The 15255-nt window shown below is 65.4% G+C and carries 14 protein-coding genes; 12 read left to right on the plus strand and 2 right to left on the minus strand.

Features of this window, described 5'->3' with window-relative positions; all coding sequences use genetic code 11:
• The first annotated feature begins 182 nt into the window (after nucleotides 1–182).
• The 6 genes from ACSUZJ_RS04105 (at nucleotide 183) to ACSUZJ_RS04130 (ending at nucleotide 6904) form a co-directional block, all read left to right on the plus strand.
• On the plus strand, nucleotides 183–1913 hold the full coding sequence (locus ACSUZJ_RS04105) for a proline--tRNA ligase (protein ID WP_499413556.1): 1731 nt from the start codon (nucleotides 183–185) through the stop codon (nucleotides 1911–1913).
• A 35-nt stretch (nucleotides 1914–1948) separates the two neighbouring features.
• The gene (locus ACSUZJ_RS04110) at nucleotides 1949–2572 is read left to right on the plus strand and encodes a lytic transglycosylase domain-containing protein (RefSeq protein WP_499416428.1); all 624 of its coding nucleotides are present in this window, start codon (nucleotides 1949–1951) and stop codon (nucleotides 2570–2572) included.
• 134 nt (nucleotides 2573–2706) lie between these two features.
• Nucleotides 2707–3345 carry a hypothetical protein gene (locus ACSUZJ_RS04115; RefSeq protein WP_499413557.1) on the plus strand — a complete coding sequence of 213 codons (639 nt, stop codon included), beginning with the start codon at nucleotides 2707–2709 and terminating at the stop codon, nucleotides 3343–3345.
• Nucleotides 3342–3941, plus strand: a complete 600-nt coding sequence (locus ACSUZJ_RS04120) for an RES family NAD+ phosphorylase (protein WP_499413558.1) — start codon at nucleotides 3342–3344, stop codon at nucleotides 3939–3941. Before ACSUZJ_RS04115 ends, ACSUZJ_RS04120 begins: the two co-directional genes overlap by 4 nt.
• 84 nt (nucleotides 3942–4025) lie before the next feature.
• Entirely contained in the window at nucleotides 4026–5504 is a 1479-nt protein-coding gene (locus ACSUZJ_RS04125; protein ID WP_499413560.1) for an alkaline phosphatase, read from the plus strand.
• On the plus strand, nucleotides 5504–6904 hold the full coding sequence (locus ACSUZJ_RS04130) for an alkaline phosphatase (RefSeq protein WP_499413561.1): 1401 nt from the start codon (nucleotides 5504–5506) through the stop codon (nucleotides 6902–6904). Before ACSUZJ_RS04125 ends, ACSUZJ_RS04130 begins: the two co-directional genes overlap by 1 nt.
• Nucleotides 6905–7255: 351 nt before the next feature.
• On the opposite strand, the gene ACSUZJ_RS04135 is transcribed toward ACSUZJ_RS04130, so the two are convergent.
• Both ACSUZJ_RS04135 and ffh read right to left on the minus strand, forming a co-directional pair.
• A complete protein-coding gene (locus ACSUZJ_RS04135) occupies nucleotides 7256–7669 on the minus strand; it encodes an SWIB/MDM2 domain-containing protein (RefSeq protein WP_499413562.1) in 414 nt (137 codons plus the stop codon).
• Nucleotides 7670–7912: 243 nt separating this feature from the next.
• Nucleotides 7913–9280, minus strand: coding sequence for a signal recognition particle protein (gene ffh, locus ACSUZJ_RS04140; protein ID WP_499413563.1), 1368 nt, complete (start codon nucleotides 9278–9280; stop codon nucleotides 7913–7915).
• A 271-nt stretch (nucleotides 9281–9551) separates the two neighbouring features.
• Here ffh and ACSUZJ_RS04145 point away from each other — a divergent pair, with 271 nt between their 5' ends.
• The 6 genes from ACSUZJ_RS04145 (at nucleotide 9552) to ACSUZJ_RS04170 (ending at nucleotide 15243) form a co-directional block, all read left to right on the plus strand.
• On the plus strand, nucleotides 9552–10523 hold the full coding sequence (locus tag ACSUZJ_RS04145; RefSeq protein WP_499413564.1) for an ABC transporter substrate-binding protein: 972 nt from the start codon (nucleotides 9552–9554) through the stop codon (nucleotides 10521–10523).
• A 60-nt stretch (nucleotides 10524–10583) separates the two neighbouring features.
• Nucleotides 10584–11372, plus strand: a complete 789-nt coding sequence (locus ACSUZJ_RS04150; protein ID WP_499416430.1) for an ABC transporter permease — start codon at nucleotides 10584–10586, stop codon at nucleotides 11370–11372.
• 1 nt (nucleotide 11373) lies between these two features.
• Nucleotides 11374–12180 (plus strand): ABC transporter ATP-binding protein, encoded by an 807-nt coding sequence (locus tag ACSUZJ_RS04155; RefSeq protein ID WP_499413565.1) that lies wholly within the window; start codon nucleotides 11374–11376, stop codon nucleotides 12178–12180.
• A gap of 269 nt (nucleotides 12181–12449) precedes the next feature.
• Nucleotides 12450–13262: a cytochrome C assembly family protein gene (locus ACSUZJ_RS04160; RefSeq protein ID WP_499413566.1), complete on the plus strand. Its 813-nt coding sequence runs from the start codon at nucleotides 12450–12452 to the stop codon at nucleotides 13260–13262.
• A complete protein-coding gene (locus tag ACSUZJ_RS04165) occupies nucleotides 13259–13516 on the plus strand; it encodes a PP0621 family protein (protein WP_499413567.1) in 258 nt (85 codons plus the stop codon). Before ACSUZJ_RS04160 ends, ACSUZJ_RS04165 begins: the two co-directional genes overlap by 4 nt.
• Nucleotides 13513–15243: a sensor histidine kinase gene (locus ACSUZJ_RS04170; RefSeq protein ID WP_499413568.1), complete on the plus strand. Its 1731-nt coding sequence runs from the start codon at nucleotides 13513–13515 to the stop codon at nucleotides 15241–15243. Before ACSUZJ_RS04165 ends, ACSUZJ_RS04170 begins: the two co-directional genes overlap by 4 nt.
• The last annotated feature ends 12 nt before the right edge of the window (nucleotides 15244–15255 follow it).

The following is a 15255-nucleotide window of genomic DNA, read 5'->3' on the forward strand; positions in this document are numbered from 1 at the left end:
CGGGCCTCTGGTCCTTTGCCTTTTTTTCTATAAATCCATGTGTCAGCCGTGCCTTCCGATAACGAAAACGGCGGCGGCTGCGTGTTCCGGACCCATTTGTACAAAGATTGGACGCATCAGCCAGCTAATCCTTTAAAATTAGGTCGATTATAACCCTCTCTTTTTAAAAAGAATTCATCGATATGCGCGCCTCACGATTTTTTATTTCAACTCTTAAAGAAGCGCCATCCGACGCCGAGATCGTCAGCCACAAACTGATGATGCGGGCGGGGATGATCAAGCGCCTCGGCTCGGGCATCTACACCTACATGCCGACCGGCCTGCGGGTGATCCGCAAGGTCGAAGCCATCATTCGCGAAGAGATGAACAAGTCGGGCGCCCTCGAACTCCTGATGCCGGTCGTGCAGCCTGCCGAACTGTGGCAGGAAACCGGCCGCTGGGACAAGATGGGGCCGGAGCTGATGCGCGTCAAGGATCGCCATGGGCGCGACTACGCGATCCAGCCGACCTCGGAAGAAGTCGTCACCGACGTGGTGCGCAGCGAGATCAAGTCCTACCGCCAGTTGCCGCTGAACTTCTACCACATCCAGACCAAGTTCCGCGACGAGCGTCGTCCGCGCTTCGGCCTGATGCGCGGCCGCGAGTTCACGATGAAGGACGCCTACTCCTTCGACCGCGACCTCGAAGGCATGCAGAAGTCCTATCAAGTGATGTTCGATGCCTACACTCGCATTTTTAATCGTTTTGGCCTGAAGTTCCGCGCGGTAGCGGCCGACAACGGCGCCATCGGCGGCACCGGCTCGCACGAGTTCCACGTGATCGCCTCGACCGGCGAAGACGCGCTGGTCTACTGCCCGACGTCCGACTACGCGGCCAATATGGAAGCGGCCGAGGCGCTGGCGATCGGCGAGCGCGGCGCGGCCACGCAGGAAATGAAGAAGGTCCCGACTCCGGGCAAGACCAAGTGCGAAAGCGTTGCCGAACTGCTCGGCCTGCCGCTGTCGCAGACCGTCAAGACCATCGCCCTCACCGTCGAGAAGGAAGAAGACGGCAAGGTCAGCAAGGAATACTGGATGCTGCTGCTGCGCGGCGACCACGAACTGAACGAAGTGAAGGTCAACAAGGTCCCGGGCCTGGGCGCCTACCGCTTCTCGACCGAAGCCGAGATCCAGGAAGTCTACGGCACCGTGCCGGGCTACCTCGGTCCGGTGAACCCGAAGCTGCCGGTGCAGATCGTTGCCGACCGCACCGTCGCCAACATGGCGGATTTTGTTTGCGGCGCCAACGAGCTCGACTTCCACATCACCGGTGTGAACTGGGGCCGCGACCTGCCGGAGCCGATGGTGGCCGACCTGCGCAACGTGGTCGAAGGCGACGCCTCGCCGGACGGCAAGGGCGTGCTGGCGATCGAGCGCGGTATCGAAGTCGGTCACGTGTTCCAGCTCGGCACTGCCTACTCGGCAGCCATGGAAGCGACCTTCCTGGATGAAGCCGGCAAGCCGGCGCCGCTGCAGATGGGCTGCTACGGCATCGGCGTGACCCGCATCCTGGGCGCGGCGATCGAGCAGAACTTCGACGACAAGGGCATCATCTGGCCGGACGCCATTGCGCCGTTCACGCTGGTGCTGTGCCCGATGGGCCTGGACCGCAGCGAGATGGTCAAGGAACAGACCGAGAAGCTGTACGCCGAACTGCTGGCGGCTGGCGTCGACGTGATCGTCGACGACCGCGGCCTGCGTCCGGGCGCCATGTTTGCCGACTGGGAACTGATCGGCGTGCCGCACCGCATCGTCATCGGCGAGCGCGGCCTGAAGGAAGGCAACCTGGAATACCAGGGCCGCCGCGACACCGAAGCCACTGCCGTACCGGTAGCGGACATCACCGGCTTCATCAAGGGCAAACTCGGCCAGTGAAGCTGAAGCAGGTCCACAGCCGGGCGCGCGTCCGGCTGGGCAGAGTCGCGTTCGCCATTGCGCTTGCGGCGGCACTCGTCGCGGGCGGCGCCGCGCATGCCGGCAACCAGAAGGAAGAGGCCCTGGCCGATTCCGTCCGCCTGGCGCTGTCGAACGCGATCAACGACGCGCGTCCCCCGAAACCGGTGTTCCGCGACGAAGCGGCGCGGCTGCGTTACCAGCAATGGTTCAACGAGATGTCGGGGCGGCTGAAAAAGCGCATTCCCGACGATTTCTCGCGCACCGAGTTCCTGGAAGCGGCCTGGTACGAGGCGACCCGCGCCGGGCTCGATCCGGGCCTTGTGCTGGGCCTGATCCAGGTCGAATCGGCCTACCGCAAGTACGCCGTGTCGATTGCAGGCGCGCGCGGCTACATGCAGGTGATGCCGTTCTGGACCAAGGTCATCGGCGACAGCGACCGCCGCAAGCTTTTTCACATGCAAACGAACCTGCGCTACGGCTGCTCGATCCTGCGCATGTACATCGACATGGAGCGCGGCAACCTTTATCTTGCGCTCGGCCGCTACAACGGCAGCCGCGGCAAGCCCCAGTATCCGAACGCGGTGCTGGCGGCGTGGAAGAAATGGGAATTCAATCCAACGGCGGTGGCGTCGCGCTAGGTAATCAGTTAGTCAGTTGGTTAGTTAGCTAGCTAGCTAGCACTACCTGTCTGCCTACCCGCGTTTCTTTGGTTGCGCTGGTTGCTTTGGTTGCTTCTTGGGTGTAGCATCGACTCACATCCCAGGAGGCCGTCATGAATGCAGCGATCGCAGTACGGATTCCGTCCGAAGCAGAAGCGCGCAGCCTCGACCCCGCCGGTCAGGAGCGTTCCTCTTTCATTCTCCAGGTGCATCGTCCGATGTCGCCTTCTCTCCTCGAACAGTTACATGAGGTCCTGGCGACGCTCGATTCCGAGACGAATCTCGTGCCGGTGGAGCCCGTGATGGAATTCATCGACCTCGACGAGCCGGCCGGGCGCGAGGACCCGGTGCCGGCGCATGTCCGCGCCAACCGTGCAGCAATGCGCGAGGCCTCGCTGCGCGGCGAGGCGCAACTGCGCAAATGGAGCGAGGATGGCACGCTGGTCGAGGGCAGGCGGATCCAGGATGCCTGGGGCATCACCCGCCAGGCCCTGGACAAGGCGCGCGAACGCGGCGAAATCTTTTCCTTCCGCATAGGCGGCCAGCATTTCTACCCGGCGGAAGCCCTGCACCTCACGCGCGAACACCTGGCCCGGATCATCGAGGCGCTCGGCCCGGCCAGTGCGGCAAGCAAGCTGATCTTCCTGAGGCGCCAGCATGGATCGCTTGGCGCTGCGACGCCGGCAGAGGCAATCGAGAAAGGAAGATTGGCCGACGTCCTGCGGCTGGCGCAAGCCTGGACCCAGAGTTGAGCGCGTCGCTCCCCGACTTTGCCGCGGCGCAGGCCAGGGGCGCACTCGACTTCGTGATGACCGATGTCGCCACCTTGCAAAGATTGACGCGTTTTCCCGCAACCGAACCCTGGTGGGGGGCCACCGTGCGTTACCGGTTCGACGATCCGCTCGGCCGTTTTGGCGTCAGCTATGCGGCGGAGTCCCTCGACGTCGCTTTCGCCGAGACCGTGATCCACGAAATCGCGTCCTTCGAAGACGGCGGCTGGCTGGTCCCGCTCGAGGACATTGCCGAGCGCTGGGTCGTGCGCTACCAGCGCCCCGATCCGATGTTGAAGCTGCTCGACCTGACCGGCGCCGCCCTGAAGCGCCTGGGACTGAACAACGACGTCTGCGCGGCCGGCGACTATGCCTACACCCAGCGCCTGAGCCGCGCGGTGCACGAACAGGTGCCGCAAGCCGACGGCATCAGCTACGTCAGCAGGCAGCTCAATACCCGCAAAGCAGTGGCGCTGTTCGAGCGCTCGGGCGTACGCTGCGTGCAGGCCGCCGAACCGCTCGAGAGCCATCCGGACTTGGCGCGCCTGATCAAGCTGTTCGGTGTCCAGCTCATTTAAGTAGCTACAAAACCGCAACATGACAAACGAACCACAAGGGCGCAGAGCGGTGTAGACTGCCCGCTTTCCATTCCAGGGTTCACTATGCGATTGACCACTCTCGCCGGCGCCAGCCCGCTGTTGCTGGTACTGCTCGCCGGCTGCGCGTCGACCGGCACGGCGCCGCAGCAGGCCGCCGTCGGCACCGTCCAGGCCGACCCCATTCCTCGCGCCAAAAACGTCATCTTCTTCCTCGGCGACGGCATGGGCATCAACACGCTCACCGCCGCCCGCATCTACGCCGTCGGCGAAGACGGCGAGCTGACCATCGACACCTTGCCGGAATCGGCTTTTGTTAAGACCTTCTCGAACGACGCCCAGGTTACCGACAGTGCGGCCTCGATGTCGGCCTATATGACGGGAGTGAAGCAGAACAATGGCGTGATCTCGATGTCCTCGGACACGCGTTCGATCTCGCCGGTGGCGGACGCCAACGGCAACAAGCAGGTGAGCCGCTGTGAGAACGGCCGTCCGGTGCCGACCCTGGCCGAACTGGCCAAGGCGCAGGGCATGGCCGCCGGCGTCGTCACCACTACCAGCGTCACCGATGCGACGCCGGCCGCCACCTACGCCCACGCCTGCCACCGCAAGATCGAATCCGACATCGCGGCAAGCCTGGTGCCGGGCGGCGCCGGCTACAACGCGGCCCTGGGCAGCAATGGCCTGGACCTCGTGTTCGGCGGCGGCGCCCAATTCTTCGCGCCGGTGGCCCAGGGCGGCAAGCGCGCCGACGGCCGCAACCTGGTCGAGGAGCTGAAGGCCAAAGGCTGGCGCTACGCCTCGACCACCGCGGAGATGCAAGCCCTGGCCGCGAGCTCGCAGCCGGCCCTCGGCCTGTTCGCCCAGAACCACTTCACCTATGAAGCAGCGCGCGACGCCGCAAAGCAGCCGGCGCTGGCCGACATGACCGCCAAGGCGATCGACATCCTGTCGCGCAACCCGAACGGCTTCTTCCTGGTGGTGGAGGGCGGCCTGATCGACCACGCGCTGCACGCCACCCTGGCCAAGCGCGCGCTGCAGGAAACGGTCAGCTACAACGCGGCCCTCAAGGTCGCCATCGACAGGATGCAGGCCATCGATCCGGGCCTGAAGAACACCCTGATCGTGGCCACCGCCGACCACGACCATACCTTGCTCATCAACGGCTATTCGCCGCGTACCGGCAAGACGACCCCGGCCAACCCGGGCGTGCTGGGCCTGGTGCGCAGCCTGCCGGACGGGAAGGTCCGCCTGGACAAGGACGGCGCGCCGTTCACGATCCTCGGCTTCGGCACCGGCGAACACCGGGTGCAGGGCAGCCGCAAGGGCGTGCAGCTGACCGACGAGATCGCGGCCGGCGACGACTACCACCAGGAAGCGGTGGTGCGCACGCGCACGGGCGCCGAGACCCATGGCGGCGCCGACGTGTACCTCGGCGCGATTGGCGCCAATGCCGAGCTGTTCCGCGGGACCATCGACAACACCCGCGTTTTCAGCCTGATCAAGACCGCGGCCGGTTTGTCGGCGCCAGAGGAGAACAAGTAATGAACAAGACCCGCATCACCGCGCTGCTGCTGGCGGCCTGCTGCAGCCTTGGCGCGCAGGCGCAGACTGGGCCCGCCGCCAGCACCCCTGCCAAGGCAACGGCGAAAAACATCATCTTCTTCCTCGGCGACGGCATGGGCGCGACCACGATCACCGCCGCGCGCATCTTCAAGGCGGGCGAGGACGGCCTGCTGAACTTCGAGCGGCTCGACCGCACCGCGCGTATCAAGACCTATTCGGCCGACGCCCAGGTCACCGACAGCGCGCCTTCGATGGGCGCCTACATGACCGGCGTGAAGATCAACAACGACGTGATCTCGATGAAGGACGCCAAGCCGGTGGCGCCAGGCAAGGACGCCAACGGCAACCCGACCATCGACCGCTGCGGCGCGAGCAACGGCAGCGCGCCCATGACCATCCTGGAGCTGGCCAAGGCCAACGGCAAGGCGGTCGGCGCGGTCACCACCACCGAGCTGACCCACGCCACCCCGGCCTCGACCTTCGCCCACGTGTGCGACCGTGACATGGGCCATACGATTGCCCAGCAGGTGGTGCCGGGCGGCGCCGGCTACAACACGCGCCTGGGCGACGGTGTCGACGTGCTGATGGGAGGCGGGAAGATTCACTTCACGCCTTTCGATGCGAAACGCAATCCGAAGGGCCGCGGCGACGGGCGCGACCTGCTGGCCGAACTGGGTGCGCGCGGCTATTTTGTCGCCAACACCCGCGCCGACATGGCGTCAAGCCGCGTCGGCCGCAAGTTCGTCGGCATCTACGCCGACAGCCACCTCGACTATGCATCGAAACGCCGTCCCGCGCAGCCGACGCTGGCCGAAATGACGGCCAAGGCGATCGAGCTGCTCTCCGCGAATCCGAAGGGTTTCTTCCTGATGGTCGAAGGCGGCAAGATCGACCACGCGCTGCACGAGACCAATGCGCGCAACGCATTGGTCGAGACCGTGGCCTTCGACGAGGCGATCCAGACCGCGGTGGAGCGCATGCGCGCCATCGATCCGGGCTTGGAGAACACGCTGATCGTCGTCACCGCCGACCACGACCACACCATGGTCCTGAACGGCTACCCGAAGCGCGGCAACCCGGTGCTCGACATCGTGCGCGGCTACGCCAACGGCGAGCCGACCCGCGACGCCGACGGCAAAACGTTTACGACCCTGGTCTTCGGCAACGGCCCGAACCGCCCGGACCTGCGCGCCGACGTCGACAGCGCCACCGCACTGGCCGAGGACTATCACCAGGAAGCCGGCGTGCGCTGGTCGAGCGAATCGCACGGCGGCGGCGACGTGAAGCTGTACGCGACCGGCGCCGGGTCCGCACCGTTCAAGGGCACGATGGAGAATACCCGCGTGTTCGATTTGATGAAGGCGGCGTTCGGGTTTTAAGCTCCCCGGCTGGGATGCTGTCGTTCGTAGGGTGGGCACTCCGTGCCCACGCGGACACATGCGTTTTGCCAGCAGCATTTCAGCTAAACAGGGTGCAGTTCGACAGCGTTACCAAATGATCGTTGCGAACGCTTTCACGCTTCTGCAAGCGGCGCAGCCATGCCGCGAAAGCGTGACTCGCCATGCAGTCCTCGCCGCCGCGGCTCCAGGCTAACGCGATGCATCCTTCCGCGTGGGCACGGAGTGCCCACCCTACGGGTTCCGCCGCGGTTATTATTCGCCAAAAACAAAAAGCCCCGATCACACGACCGGGGCTTTTTACGTTCAGGCTTTTGGACAGCCAGGCTTTTCTTATTTCAGGTGATTCGAAATGAGCTTGGTCATTTCGAACATCGACACTTGTTCCTTGCCACCGAAGACGGCTTTCAGCTTGTCGTCGGCGTTGATCATCTGGCGGTTGTCTGCAGCCTGCAGGTCCGCTTTCTTGATGTATTCCCAGACCTTCTTGGTCACTTCCGTGCGTGGCAGCGGCTTGTTGCCGACCACTGCAGCCAGCTCGGCCGACGGCGTCAGCTCTTTCATGAAAGCGGCGTTCGGCTTGCGTGCCGCAGCCGGCTTCTTTGCTGCCGCGGCCTTCGGCGCTGCTGCCTTGGCAGGAGCTGCTGCGGCCTTCTTCGCCGCAGGCTTGGCCGCCGGCTTCTCCGACGTCTTCGCAGACGTCGCCTTCTTTGCGGGCGCTGCTGGGGATTTCTTGGCTGTTGCCATCTTCGAGCCTCCTAAACGAACATATGTAAAAGTTGCGCAATTCATCGCACGGCTTATATTGGTGGCGTTTTAGCGTTCCTGCAAGTCTTTTTCACCATTTTTTCACTCTATTCGATTCAAAATTCCGGGTTTGGACGCCGGGCGTACCAATAGAGTGAAAATCCACGCAAAAACCGACGTAAAAACGCCGCGCCAGGCAGGTGCCGGGCGCGGCGTTCAAAGGGCAAAAGCGGGGAAAAACGCCTAGCGCATCCCGGGCATCATGCCCTTCATCCCGCGCATCATCTTCATCAGGCCGCCGCCCTTGAGCTTCTTCATCATGGTCTGCATCTGGTCGTACTGCGTCAGCATGCGGTTCACTTCCTGCACCTGAACGCCGGCGCCGGCGGCGATGCGGCGCTTGCGGTTGGCCTTGATCAGCTCCGGCTTGGCGCGCTCCTGCGGCGTCATCGAGTCGATGATGCCGACCATGCGCCGCACCTGCTTCTCGGCCTGGTCCATGTTGGCGCCGGCCGCCGCCTGCTGGAACTGCGCCGGCAGTTTGTCGAGCAGGCCCGACATGCCGCCCATCTTCTTCATCTGGGACAGCTGCGCCTTGAAGTCGTTCATGTCGAAACGGCCACCGGACTTGATCTTGTTGGCCATGTCCTGGGCGGCCTTCTCGTCGACGCCCTTGCGCGCTTCTTCGACCAGCGCCAGGATGTCGCCCATGCCCAGCACGCGGTTCGCCATGCGGGCCGGATCGAAGGCTTCCAGGCCGTCCAGCTTTTCCGACACGCCGGCGAACTTGATCGGCTTGCCGGTCACGTGGCGCACCGACAGCGCCGCACCGCCGCGCGAGTCGCCATCGAGCTTGGTCAGCACGATGCCGGTCAGGGGCAGGGCGTCGTTAAAGGCCTTCGCGGTGTTGATCGCATCCTGGCCGAGCATGGCGTCGACCACGAACAGGGTCTCGATCGGCTTCACGGCGCCGTGCACCGCGGCGATCTCCTGCATCATGGCTTCGTCGATGCCGAGGCGGCCGGCGGTGTCGATGATCAGGACGTCGTGGTAGTGCTTCTTCGCCCAGTCGAGGGCGTTCTTCGCGATGTCGACCGGCTTGTCCGACGCCGTGGTCGGGAAGAAGTCGGCGCCGACCTGCTTGGTGACCGATTCGAGCTGGGCGATAGCCGCAGGACGATACACGTCGGCCGAGACGGTCAGGACCTTCTTCTTCTTTTGCTCCTTGAGGTATTTCGCGAGCTTGCCGACGGTGGTCGTTTTACCGACACCCTGCAGGCCGGCCATCAGGATGATCGCCGGCGGCTGCTGGGCGAACGACAGCTGGGTCGCTTCCGGGCCAAGGTCGGCGCCCATCAGGGCGGCCAGCTCGCGCTGCACCACGCCGACCAGGGCCTGGCCCGGGCTGAGCGAGCCGATGACTTCTTCGCCCAGCGCTTTCTCTTTGACTTTGGCGATGAATTCGCGCACTGCCGGCAGCGCCACGTCGGCCTCGAGCAGCGCGAGGCGCACTTCGCGCAGCATCTCGGCGGTGTTCGCTTCGGTCAGACGCGCCTCGCCGCGCATGGTCTTGACGACCTTGGCAAGGCGTTGGGTAAGGTTATCTAGCATGTTCTACCTGACTCTATATATAAGACGGCATTCGGAAAACCGCCATTTTACCCTGCGCAAGACACCTTCGCCCGCCGCTGCCGCGCTGATTACGCCTTTTTTCAGGGCGTGTTATGTCTTGTGTCACAACTGTTCATTGTCACGTTTGACACATCTAACATTCCCATATAGCCTTTTCCCACCGGCATCATAACCAGACAATGATGGCGGCATTCCGGCACCACCGAAGCAGCCCACCGATTCTGACGAAGCGCATTAACGGAGACATGGCATGACTAAAGTGTTCGGCAAGACCCTGATCGCAATGACCCTGCTGGCCGCGGCTGGCGCCCAGGCCCAGGAAGTGGTCAGGCTGGGCAACCTCAAGTTCGCGCACTATGGCGCCGTCTCGTACATCAAGGAAATCGCGCCCAAGTGCGGCATCAAGGTCGAGGAGAAGATCTTCCCGAAGGGGCTGGACGTCATGCAGGCGATCATCGCGGGCGAGCTCGATGTCGGCACCACCGCCTCGGAGGCGGCGATCTCGGGCCGCGCCGGCGGCGCCCCGATCTATGTCGTGGCCGGTTTCGCCAAGGGCGGCGCGCGCCTGGTCGCAAGGCCCGACCTGAAGATCACCAGCGTGCCGCAACTGAAGGGCAAGCGCGTGGGGGTGACGCGCGGCGGCATCCAGGAAGTGCTGCTGCTGGCCGAACTGGCCAAGCACAACATGAAAGCCGACGCCGCCCCCGGCAAGGACGTGCAGCTGGTGTTCCTGCCCTACGCCGACCTGAACCAGGCGCTGCTGGGCAAGCAGATCGACGCCATGATGCAGTCCGAACCGCAGTCTTCGCAGGCCATCAACAAAGGCTTCGGCGCCGAGGTGCTGAAACCCTACGACACCCCGATCGGCGAACCGATCCGCACCATGGTCATGACCGAGAAGTTCTACAAGGAGCGCCGCCCGGTCGCCGAAAAATTCATGCGCTGCTTCGTGCAGGCCACCAAGACCTTCATCGACAACAAGGGCCTGGCCGAGAAATACGTGCGCGAAGTCGTGTTCAAGGGCCAGATCACGACCGACGATTTCAACGACGCGATCGGCAATTCCGAATACTCCTACGACATCACCCCCGAGCACATCCAGATCACGACCGACACCATGGTCAAGACCGGGGTCGGACGCATGAGCAAGCCGCCGGTAGCTGCGGACTGGGTCAAGACCGACCTGCTGGACGCGGCCAAGAAAAGCCTGAACATCAAGTAAGTCAACCCAGTCACCGGGGGCGACATGAAAAAGCGTAATTGGCGCGAAATCGGCATCGGCATGGTCGTGCCGGTGCTGGCGATCGGCGTCTGGCAGTGGGTGGCGAGCATGGGCTGGGTCAATCCCCAGGTGCTGCCCTCGCCGCTGGCGGTGTGGGAGCGGTGGGTGGCCTACCTGCTGCCGCTGACGCCGTACGAAAGCTATACCGACGGCGGCTGGTGGCACTGGGCCTTCTCGGGCGAGCTGATCGTCGATACCCTCACCAGCCTGTACCGGGTGGTGGTGGGCTTCCTGGTCGGCGCCGGCCTGGCGCTGCCGCTCGGGCTGGCGATGGGCGCGAGCCCGGCCGTCTACGCCTGGTTCAATCCGCTGGTGCAGATCCTGCGCCCGATTCCGCCGATCGCCTACATTCCGCTGGCCATCCTGTGGTTCGGGCTGGGCAATCCGCCGGCCGTGTTCCTGATCGCGCTCGGCGCCTTCTTCCCGGTGCTGATGAACACCATCGCCGGGGTGCGCCACGTGGACGGCATCTACCTGCGCGCGGCGCGCAACCTGGGGGCGGGCGGCGTCACCATGTTCGTGCGCGTGATCCTGCCGGCCGCCGTGCCCTACATCCTGTCGGGTGTACGGATCGGCATCGGCACCGCCTTCATCGTCGTCATCGTCTCCGAGATGATCGCGGTGAACAACGGCCTGGGCTACCGCATCCTGGAAGCGCGCGAGTACTTCTGGTCCGACAAGATCATCGCCGGCATGATCACGATCGGCATGCTGGGCCTGGCGATCGACATCGGCATGAACCGCCTGAACAACTATCTGCTGCGCTGGCACCGCGGCCTGGAGCATTGAAATGGACGCAGCGAAAGCAATCCATATCCAAGTCAACGGGGTGAGCAAAGTGTTCTCCAGCGAGGATCGCCAGGTAGTGGCGCTGCAGGACATCAACCTGGAGATCCCGCGCGGCCAGTTCACCTGCCTGCTCGGACCTTCCGGCTGCGGCAAGTCGACCCTGCTCAACGCCGTGGCGGGCTTCTCGCCGCCGACGGGCGGCACGATCCTGGTCGACGGCGCGCCGGTGGCCGCGCCCGGGCCGGACCGCGGCATGGTGTTCCAGGAGTATGCGCTGTTTCCCTGGATGACGGTCGAGCAGAACGTCGGCTTCGGGCTGGACATCAAGGGCATGCCGAAGGCCGAGATCCGCCGCACCGTGGGCGGGCTGCTGGGCATGCTGTCGCTGTCGGACTTCCGCCAGCGCTACCCGAAGGATTTGTCGGGCGGGATGCGCCAGCGCGTGGCGATCGCGCGCGTGCTGGCGCTCGATTCGCCGATCATGCTGATGGACGAGCCCTTCGGCGCCCTGGACGCGCTCACCCGGCGCAACCTGCAGGACGAGCTGCTGCGCATCTGGGCCGAGCTGAAGAAGACCATCCTGTTCGTCACCCACAGCATCGAGGAGGCGATCTACATGGCCGACCGCATCGTGGTGATGACCTACCGTCCCGGCACGGTCAAGCGCGACATCATCGTCGACCTGCCGCGCATGCGCGATCCGGCCGCGCCCGAGTTCAATGCCCTGAAGCGCGAACTCGGCCAGCTGGTGATGGAGGAGCAGCAGCGGCATCACAGCGACGAGCTGAGGATGGCGGCGGTGGATTGATCGGTAGGGTGGGCACCCCGTGCCCACGCGGTACGGGCTTGTCCTTGCACCCTTGGCCGTGACGATTCGCTCGGGAACGTGTGCGGTGGATGGGGACGCTGGCGGGATGTTTGCCGGGACGCCGCGTAATTGCCGAGAGCTCGACAGGAATGGAGCAAACAATGGTCGCCGTTCCGCGTGGGCACAGCGTGCCCACCCTACGCCGCTACAACCGGAAAGGCGGGGGAGGGGGCTGCCACCGCCATTTCCCGATGGTGTAGACTGCCGGTATGCAGAACACCCTCTTTTTTGCCGCGGCCTTCCTGTACGCGGCCTGCGCCCTGCTGCCGTCGCGCCGGGGCGCCGTCATCTCTGGTGTCACCGCGCTGGCCTGGCTGGTCCACGCCGCGGCGCTGGGCAGCGCCGCCTTCGGGCCGGGCAGTTTGCGCATCGGCTTTGCCATCATGCTGTCGGCGGCCCTGTGGGTCTCGGTGGCCGCCTACTGGATCGAGAACCGCAACTTCGCGCTCGACGGCCTGCGCCGCCTGGTAATGCCCTGCGCCTTCGGCGCGGCCCTGCTGCCGGCGCTGTTTCCCGGGGCGGTCATGGCGGTCGAAAGCCAGTCGAGCGCCTTCGGCTGGCACGTGGCGGTGGCCGTGCTTGCCTACAGCACGCTGACCATCGCCGCCTTCCATGCGGTGTTGATGGCGCTGCAGGAAACCCGGCTGCATGCGCGCACGGCAACGACCGGCGGCGGCGGCTGGTTCGCCGGCGCGATCGACCAGCTGCCGGCCTTGCTCACCATGGAAAAGCTGCTGTTTCGCCTGATCGGCATCGGCTTCGTCCTGCTCAGCCTGACCGTGCTGTCGGGCGTGGTGTTCTCGGAGCAGCTGTTCGGGCGCGCGATGCGCTGGGACCACAAGAACGTGTTCGCGCTGCTGTCCTGGATCCTGTTCGCGGCCCTGCTGGCCGGACGCCACTGGCGCGGCTGGCGCGGCAAGACCGCGCTGCGCTTCACGCTGGCGGGCTTCGCCACGCTGGCGCTGGCCTATGTCGGCAGCCGTTTCGTGCTCGAAGTCGTCCTGCACCGGGGGATCGCATGAGCCGCCTGCTGTTCTGGATCGCCCTGATCGTCCTGATCGGCTTCGCGGTGCGCGCCAAGCTGCGCGCCGCCGCGCGCCGCCACGACGAGCGCATGCCGCCACGTCCGAGCGCCCCGCCGCCGGGCACGCAGATCGAAAACATGACCCGCTGCGCCCACTGCGGCCTGCATTTCCCGGCTTCCGAGGCGGTACGCGCCGACGGCCTGGACTACTGCAGCCCCGGCCATGTGCGCCTGCCGCCGGCGAAGCCTTGAAGATCCGCTGGCCGGCGCTGTCCACGCAGTCGCGCACGACCTTCTGGCGCTCGCTGCAGGCGCTCAACGTCACCCGCATCGTCATCGGGGTGGTGCTGCTGCTCTACCTGGCCTTCGACGTGCGCGATGGCCGCGCCGGCGCCGACCCGGCCTATGCGCGCACCTGTTTCGCCTATTTCGGCGCGGCGGTCCTGTTCGCGCTGGTCACCACCTTCTGGAAGCGCCGCTTCCCGGCGCAGCTGGCCTGCCAGATCGCGGTCGACCTGGCCGCGATCTCGCTTTTGTACCTGGCGGCCGGCGGCGTGCGCAGCGGCCTGGGCATCCTCTACCTGTTCCCGCTGGCGGGCGCCGCCATCCTCGCGCCCCTGCTGCTGGCGCTGTTCTCGGCCTCAATCGCCTCGATCTTCATCCTGCTCGAAGCGTCCTGGCAGCTGTTCACGCGCGAGGGCGAGCCGCCCATGATGCAGGCCGGGATGTACGGCGTGGCCTTCTTTGCCGTGGTCCTGCTGGTCAACCGGCTGGCGGCGCGCCTGATCGGGCAGGAGGAGCTGGCGTCCCAGCGTGGCCTCGACCTGCAGGTGCAGCAGTCGATCAACGAAATCGTGATCGCCGACGTCGGCGACGGCGTGCTGGTGCTCGGCGCCGACGGCGCCATCCACACCGCCAACCCGGCCGCGCGGCGCATGCTGGGGCTGGAGACGCCCGCCGGGCTGCGCCTGGATGCGGTGCACGGGCTGGAGCCGGTGGCGGGCGCCTTTGCGCGCTGGATAGGCGCCACCGGCACGTCCCCGGTCCTGGCCGCGGTCGAGCCGGTCGAAGGCGAAGCCGGGCCGGACGAAGCCTGGGTCATCCTGAAACCCTTCCAGGAAGCGGCGAATGGCGCGGCGGCGGCGAGCGCGCGGCGCGACCAGCCGGCCCACCTCAAGCTGCGTTTCGCCCGCGTCGACGTGGGCGCCGGCGTGCCCGCGCGCAGCGTCGTCTTCATGCAGGACGTGAGCGCCATCGAAAACCAGGCGCAGCAACTGAAGCTCGCCTCGATGGGCCGGCTCACGGCCAGCATCGCGCACGAAGTGCGCAATCCCCTGTCGGCCATCGGCCACGCGACCGCGCTGCTGGCCGAGGACCTGCACGGCAAGGCCGAGGTGCGGCTCCTGAAGATCATCGGCGACAACGTGGCGCGCGTGAACCGCATGGTCGAGGACATCCTGCAGCTCTCGCGCAAGGCCCAGCCCTATGCCGAGCCGATTGGGCTGGGACGCTTCCTGGCCGAGCTGAAGGCGGAGTTCTGTGAAACCCAGGATCTTCCTGACGAGATGCTCTGGCTGGGTGGCGCCGGCGCGATCGAGGTGCGCTTCGACGGCCTGCACCTGCGCGAAGTGCTGGTCAATCTGCTCGGCAACGCGATCCGCTATGCCAGCCGCAAGCCGGCCAGCATCCGCATCTGGCCCGAGCTCGACCCCTTCGGCACGCTCGAGCTGCACGTGCAGGACGACGGCCCCGGCATCACGCCCGAGGTGCGCGCCCACCTGTTCGAACCCTTCTATACTACGTCGAGCAAGGGTACGGGCCTGGGCCTGTACCTGGCGCGCGAGCTGTGCCTGAACAATGGCGCCAAGCTCGACTACGAGTACCGCTACGATCCGGCCGCCAGCGGGCCGCACAAGGCCAGTGGCCGTTTTGTCATCACCTTCGCCCAGCCGGCGGCGGCTGGCGCAAATGGACAATAAAGGAAGGCAGTC

Source organism: Telluria sp. B2, from assembly GCF_051789535.1.
Classification (GTDB): Bacteria; Pseudomonadota; Gammaproteobacteria; order Burkholderiales; family Burkholderiaceae_D; genus Telluria.

What these genes read in the sequence shown, in the direction of transcription:
- ACSUZJ_RS04155 (WP_499413565.1), top strand. Translation starts at nt 11,374, where the DNA reads ATGGACGCAGCGAAAGCAATCCATATCCAAGTCAACGGGGTGAGCAAA.
- ACSUZJ_RS04160 (WP_499413566.1), top strand. Translation starts at nt 12,450, where the DNA reads ATGCAGAACACCCTCTTTTTTGCCGCGGCCTTCCTGTACGCGGCCTGC.
- ACSUZJ_RS04105 (WP_499413556.1), top strand. Translation starts at nt 183, where the DNA reads ATGCGCGCCTCACGATTTTTTATTTCAACTCTTAAAGAAGCGCCATCC.
- ACSUZJ_RS04125 (WP_499413560.1), top strand. Translation starts at nt 4,026, where the DNA reads ATGCGATTGACCACTCTCGCCGGCGCCAGCCCGCTGTTGCTGGTACTG.
- ffh (WP_499413563.1), bottom strand. Translation starts at nt 9,280, where the DNA reads ATGCTAGATAACCTTACCCAACGCCTTGCCAAGGTCGTCAAGACCATG.
- ACSUZJ_RS04135 (WP_499413562.1), bottom strand. Translation starts at nt 7,669, where the DNA reads ATGGCAACAGCCAAGAAATCCCCAGCAGCGCCCGCAAAGAAGGCGACG.
- ACSUZJ_RS04150 (WP_499416430.1), top strand. Translation starts at nt 10,584, where the DNA reads ATGGTCGTGCCGGTGCTGGCGATCGGCGTCTGGCAGTGGGTGGCGAGC.
- ACSUZJ_RS04130 (WP_499413561.1), top strand. Translation starts at nt 5,504, where the DNA reads ATGAACAAGACCCGCATCACCGCGCTGCTGCTGGCGGCCTGCTGCAGC.
- ACSUZJ_RS04145 (WP_499413564.1), top strand. Translation starts at nt 9,552, where the DNA reads ATGACTAAAGTGTTCGGCAAGACCCTGATCGCAATGACCCTGCTGGCC.
- ACSUZJ_RS04165 (WP_499413567.1), top strand. Translation starts at nt 13,259, where the DNA reads ATGAGCCGCCTGCTGTTCTGGATCGCCCTGATCGTCCTGATCGGCTTC.
- ACSUZJ_RS04115 (WP_499413557.1), top strand. Translation starts at nt 2,707, where the DNA reads ATGAATGCAGCGATCGCAGTACGGATTCCGTCCGAAGCAGAAGCGCGC.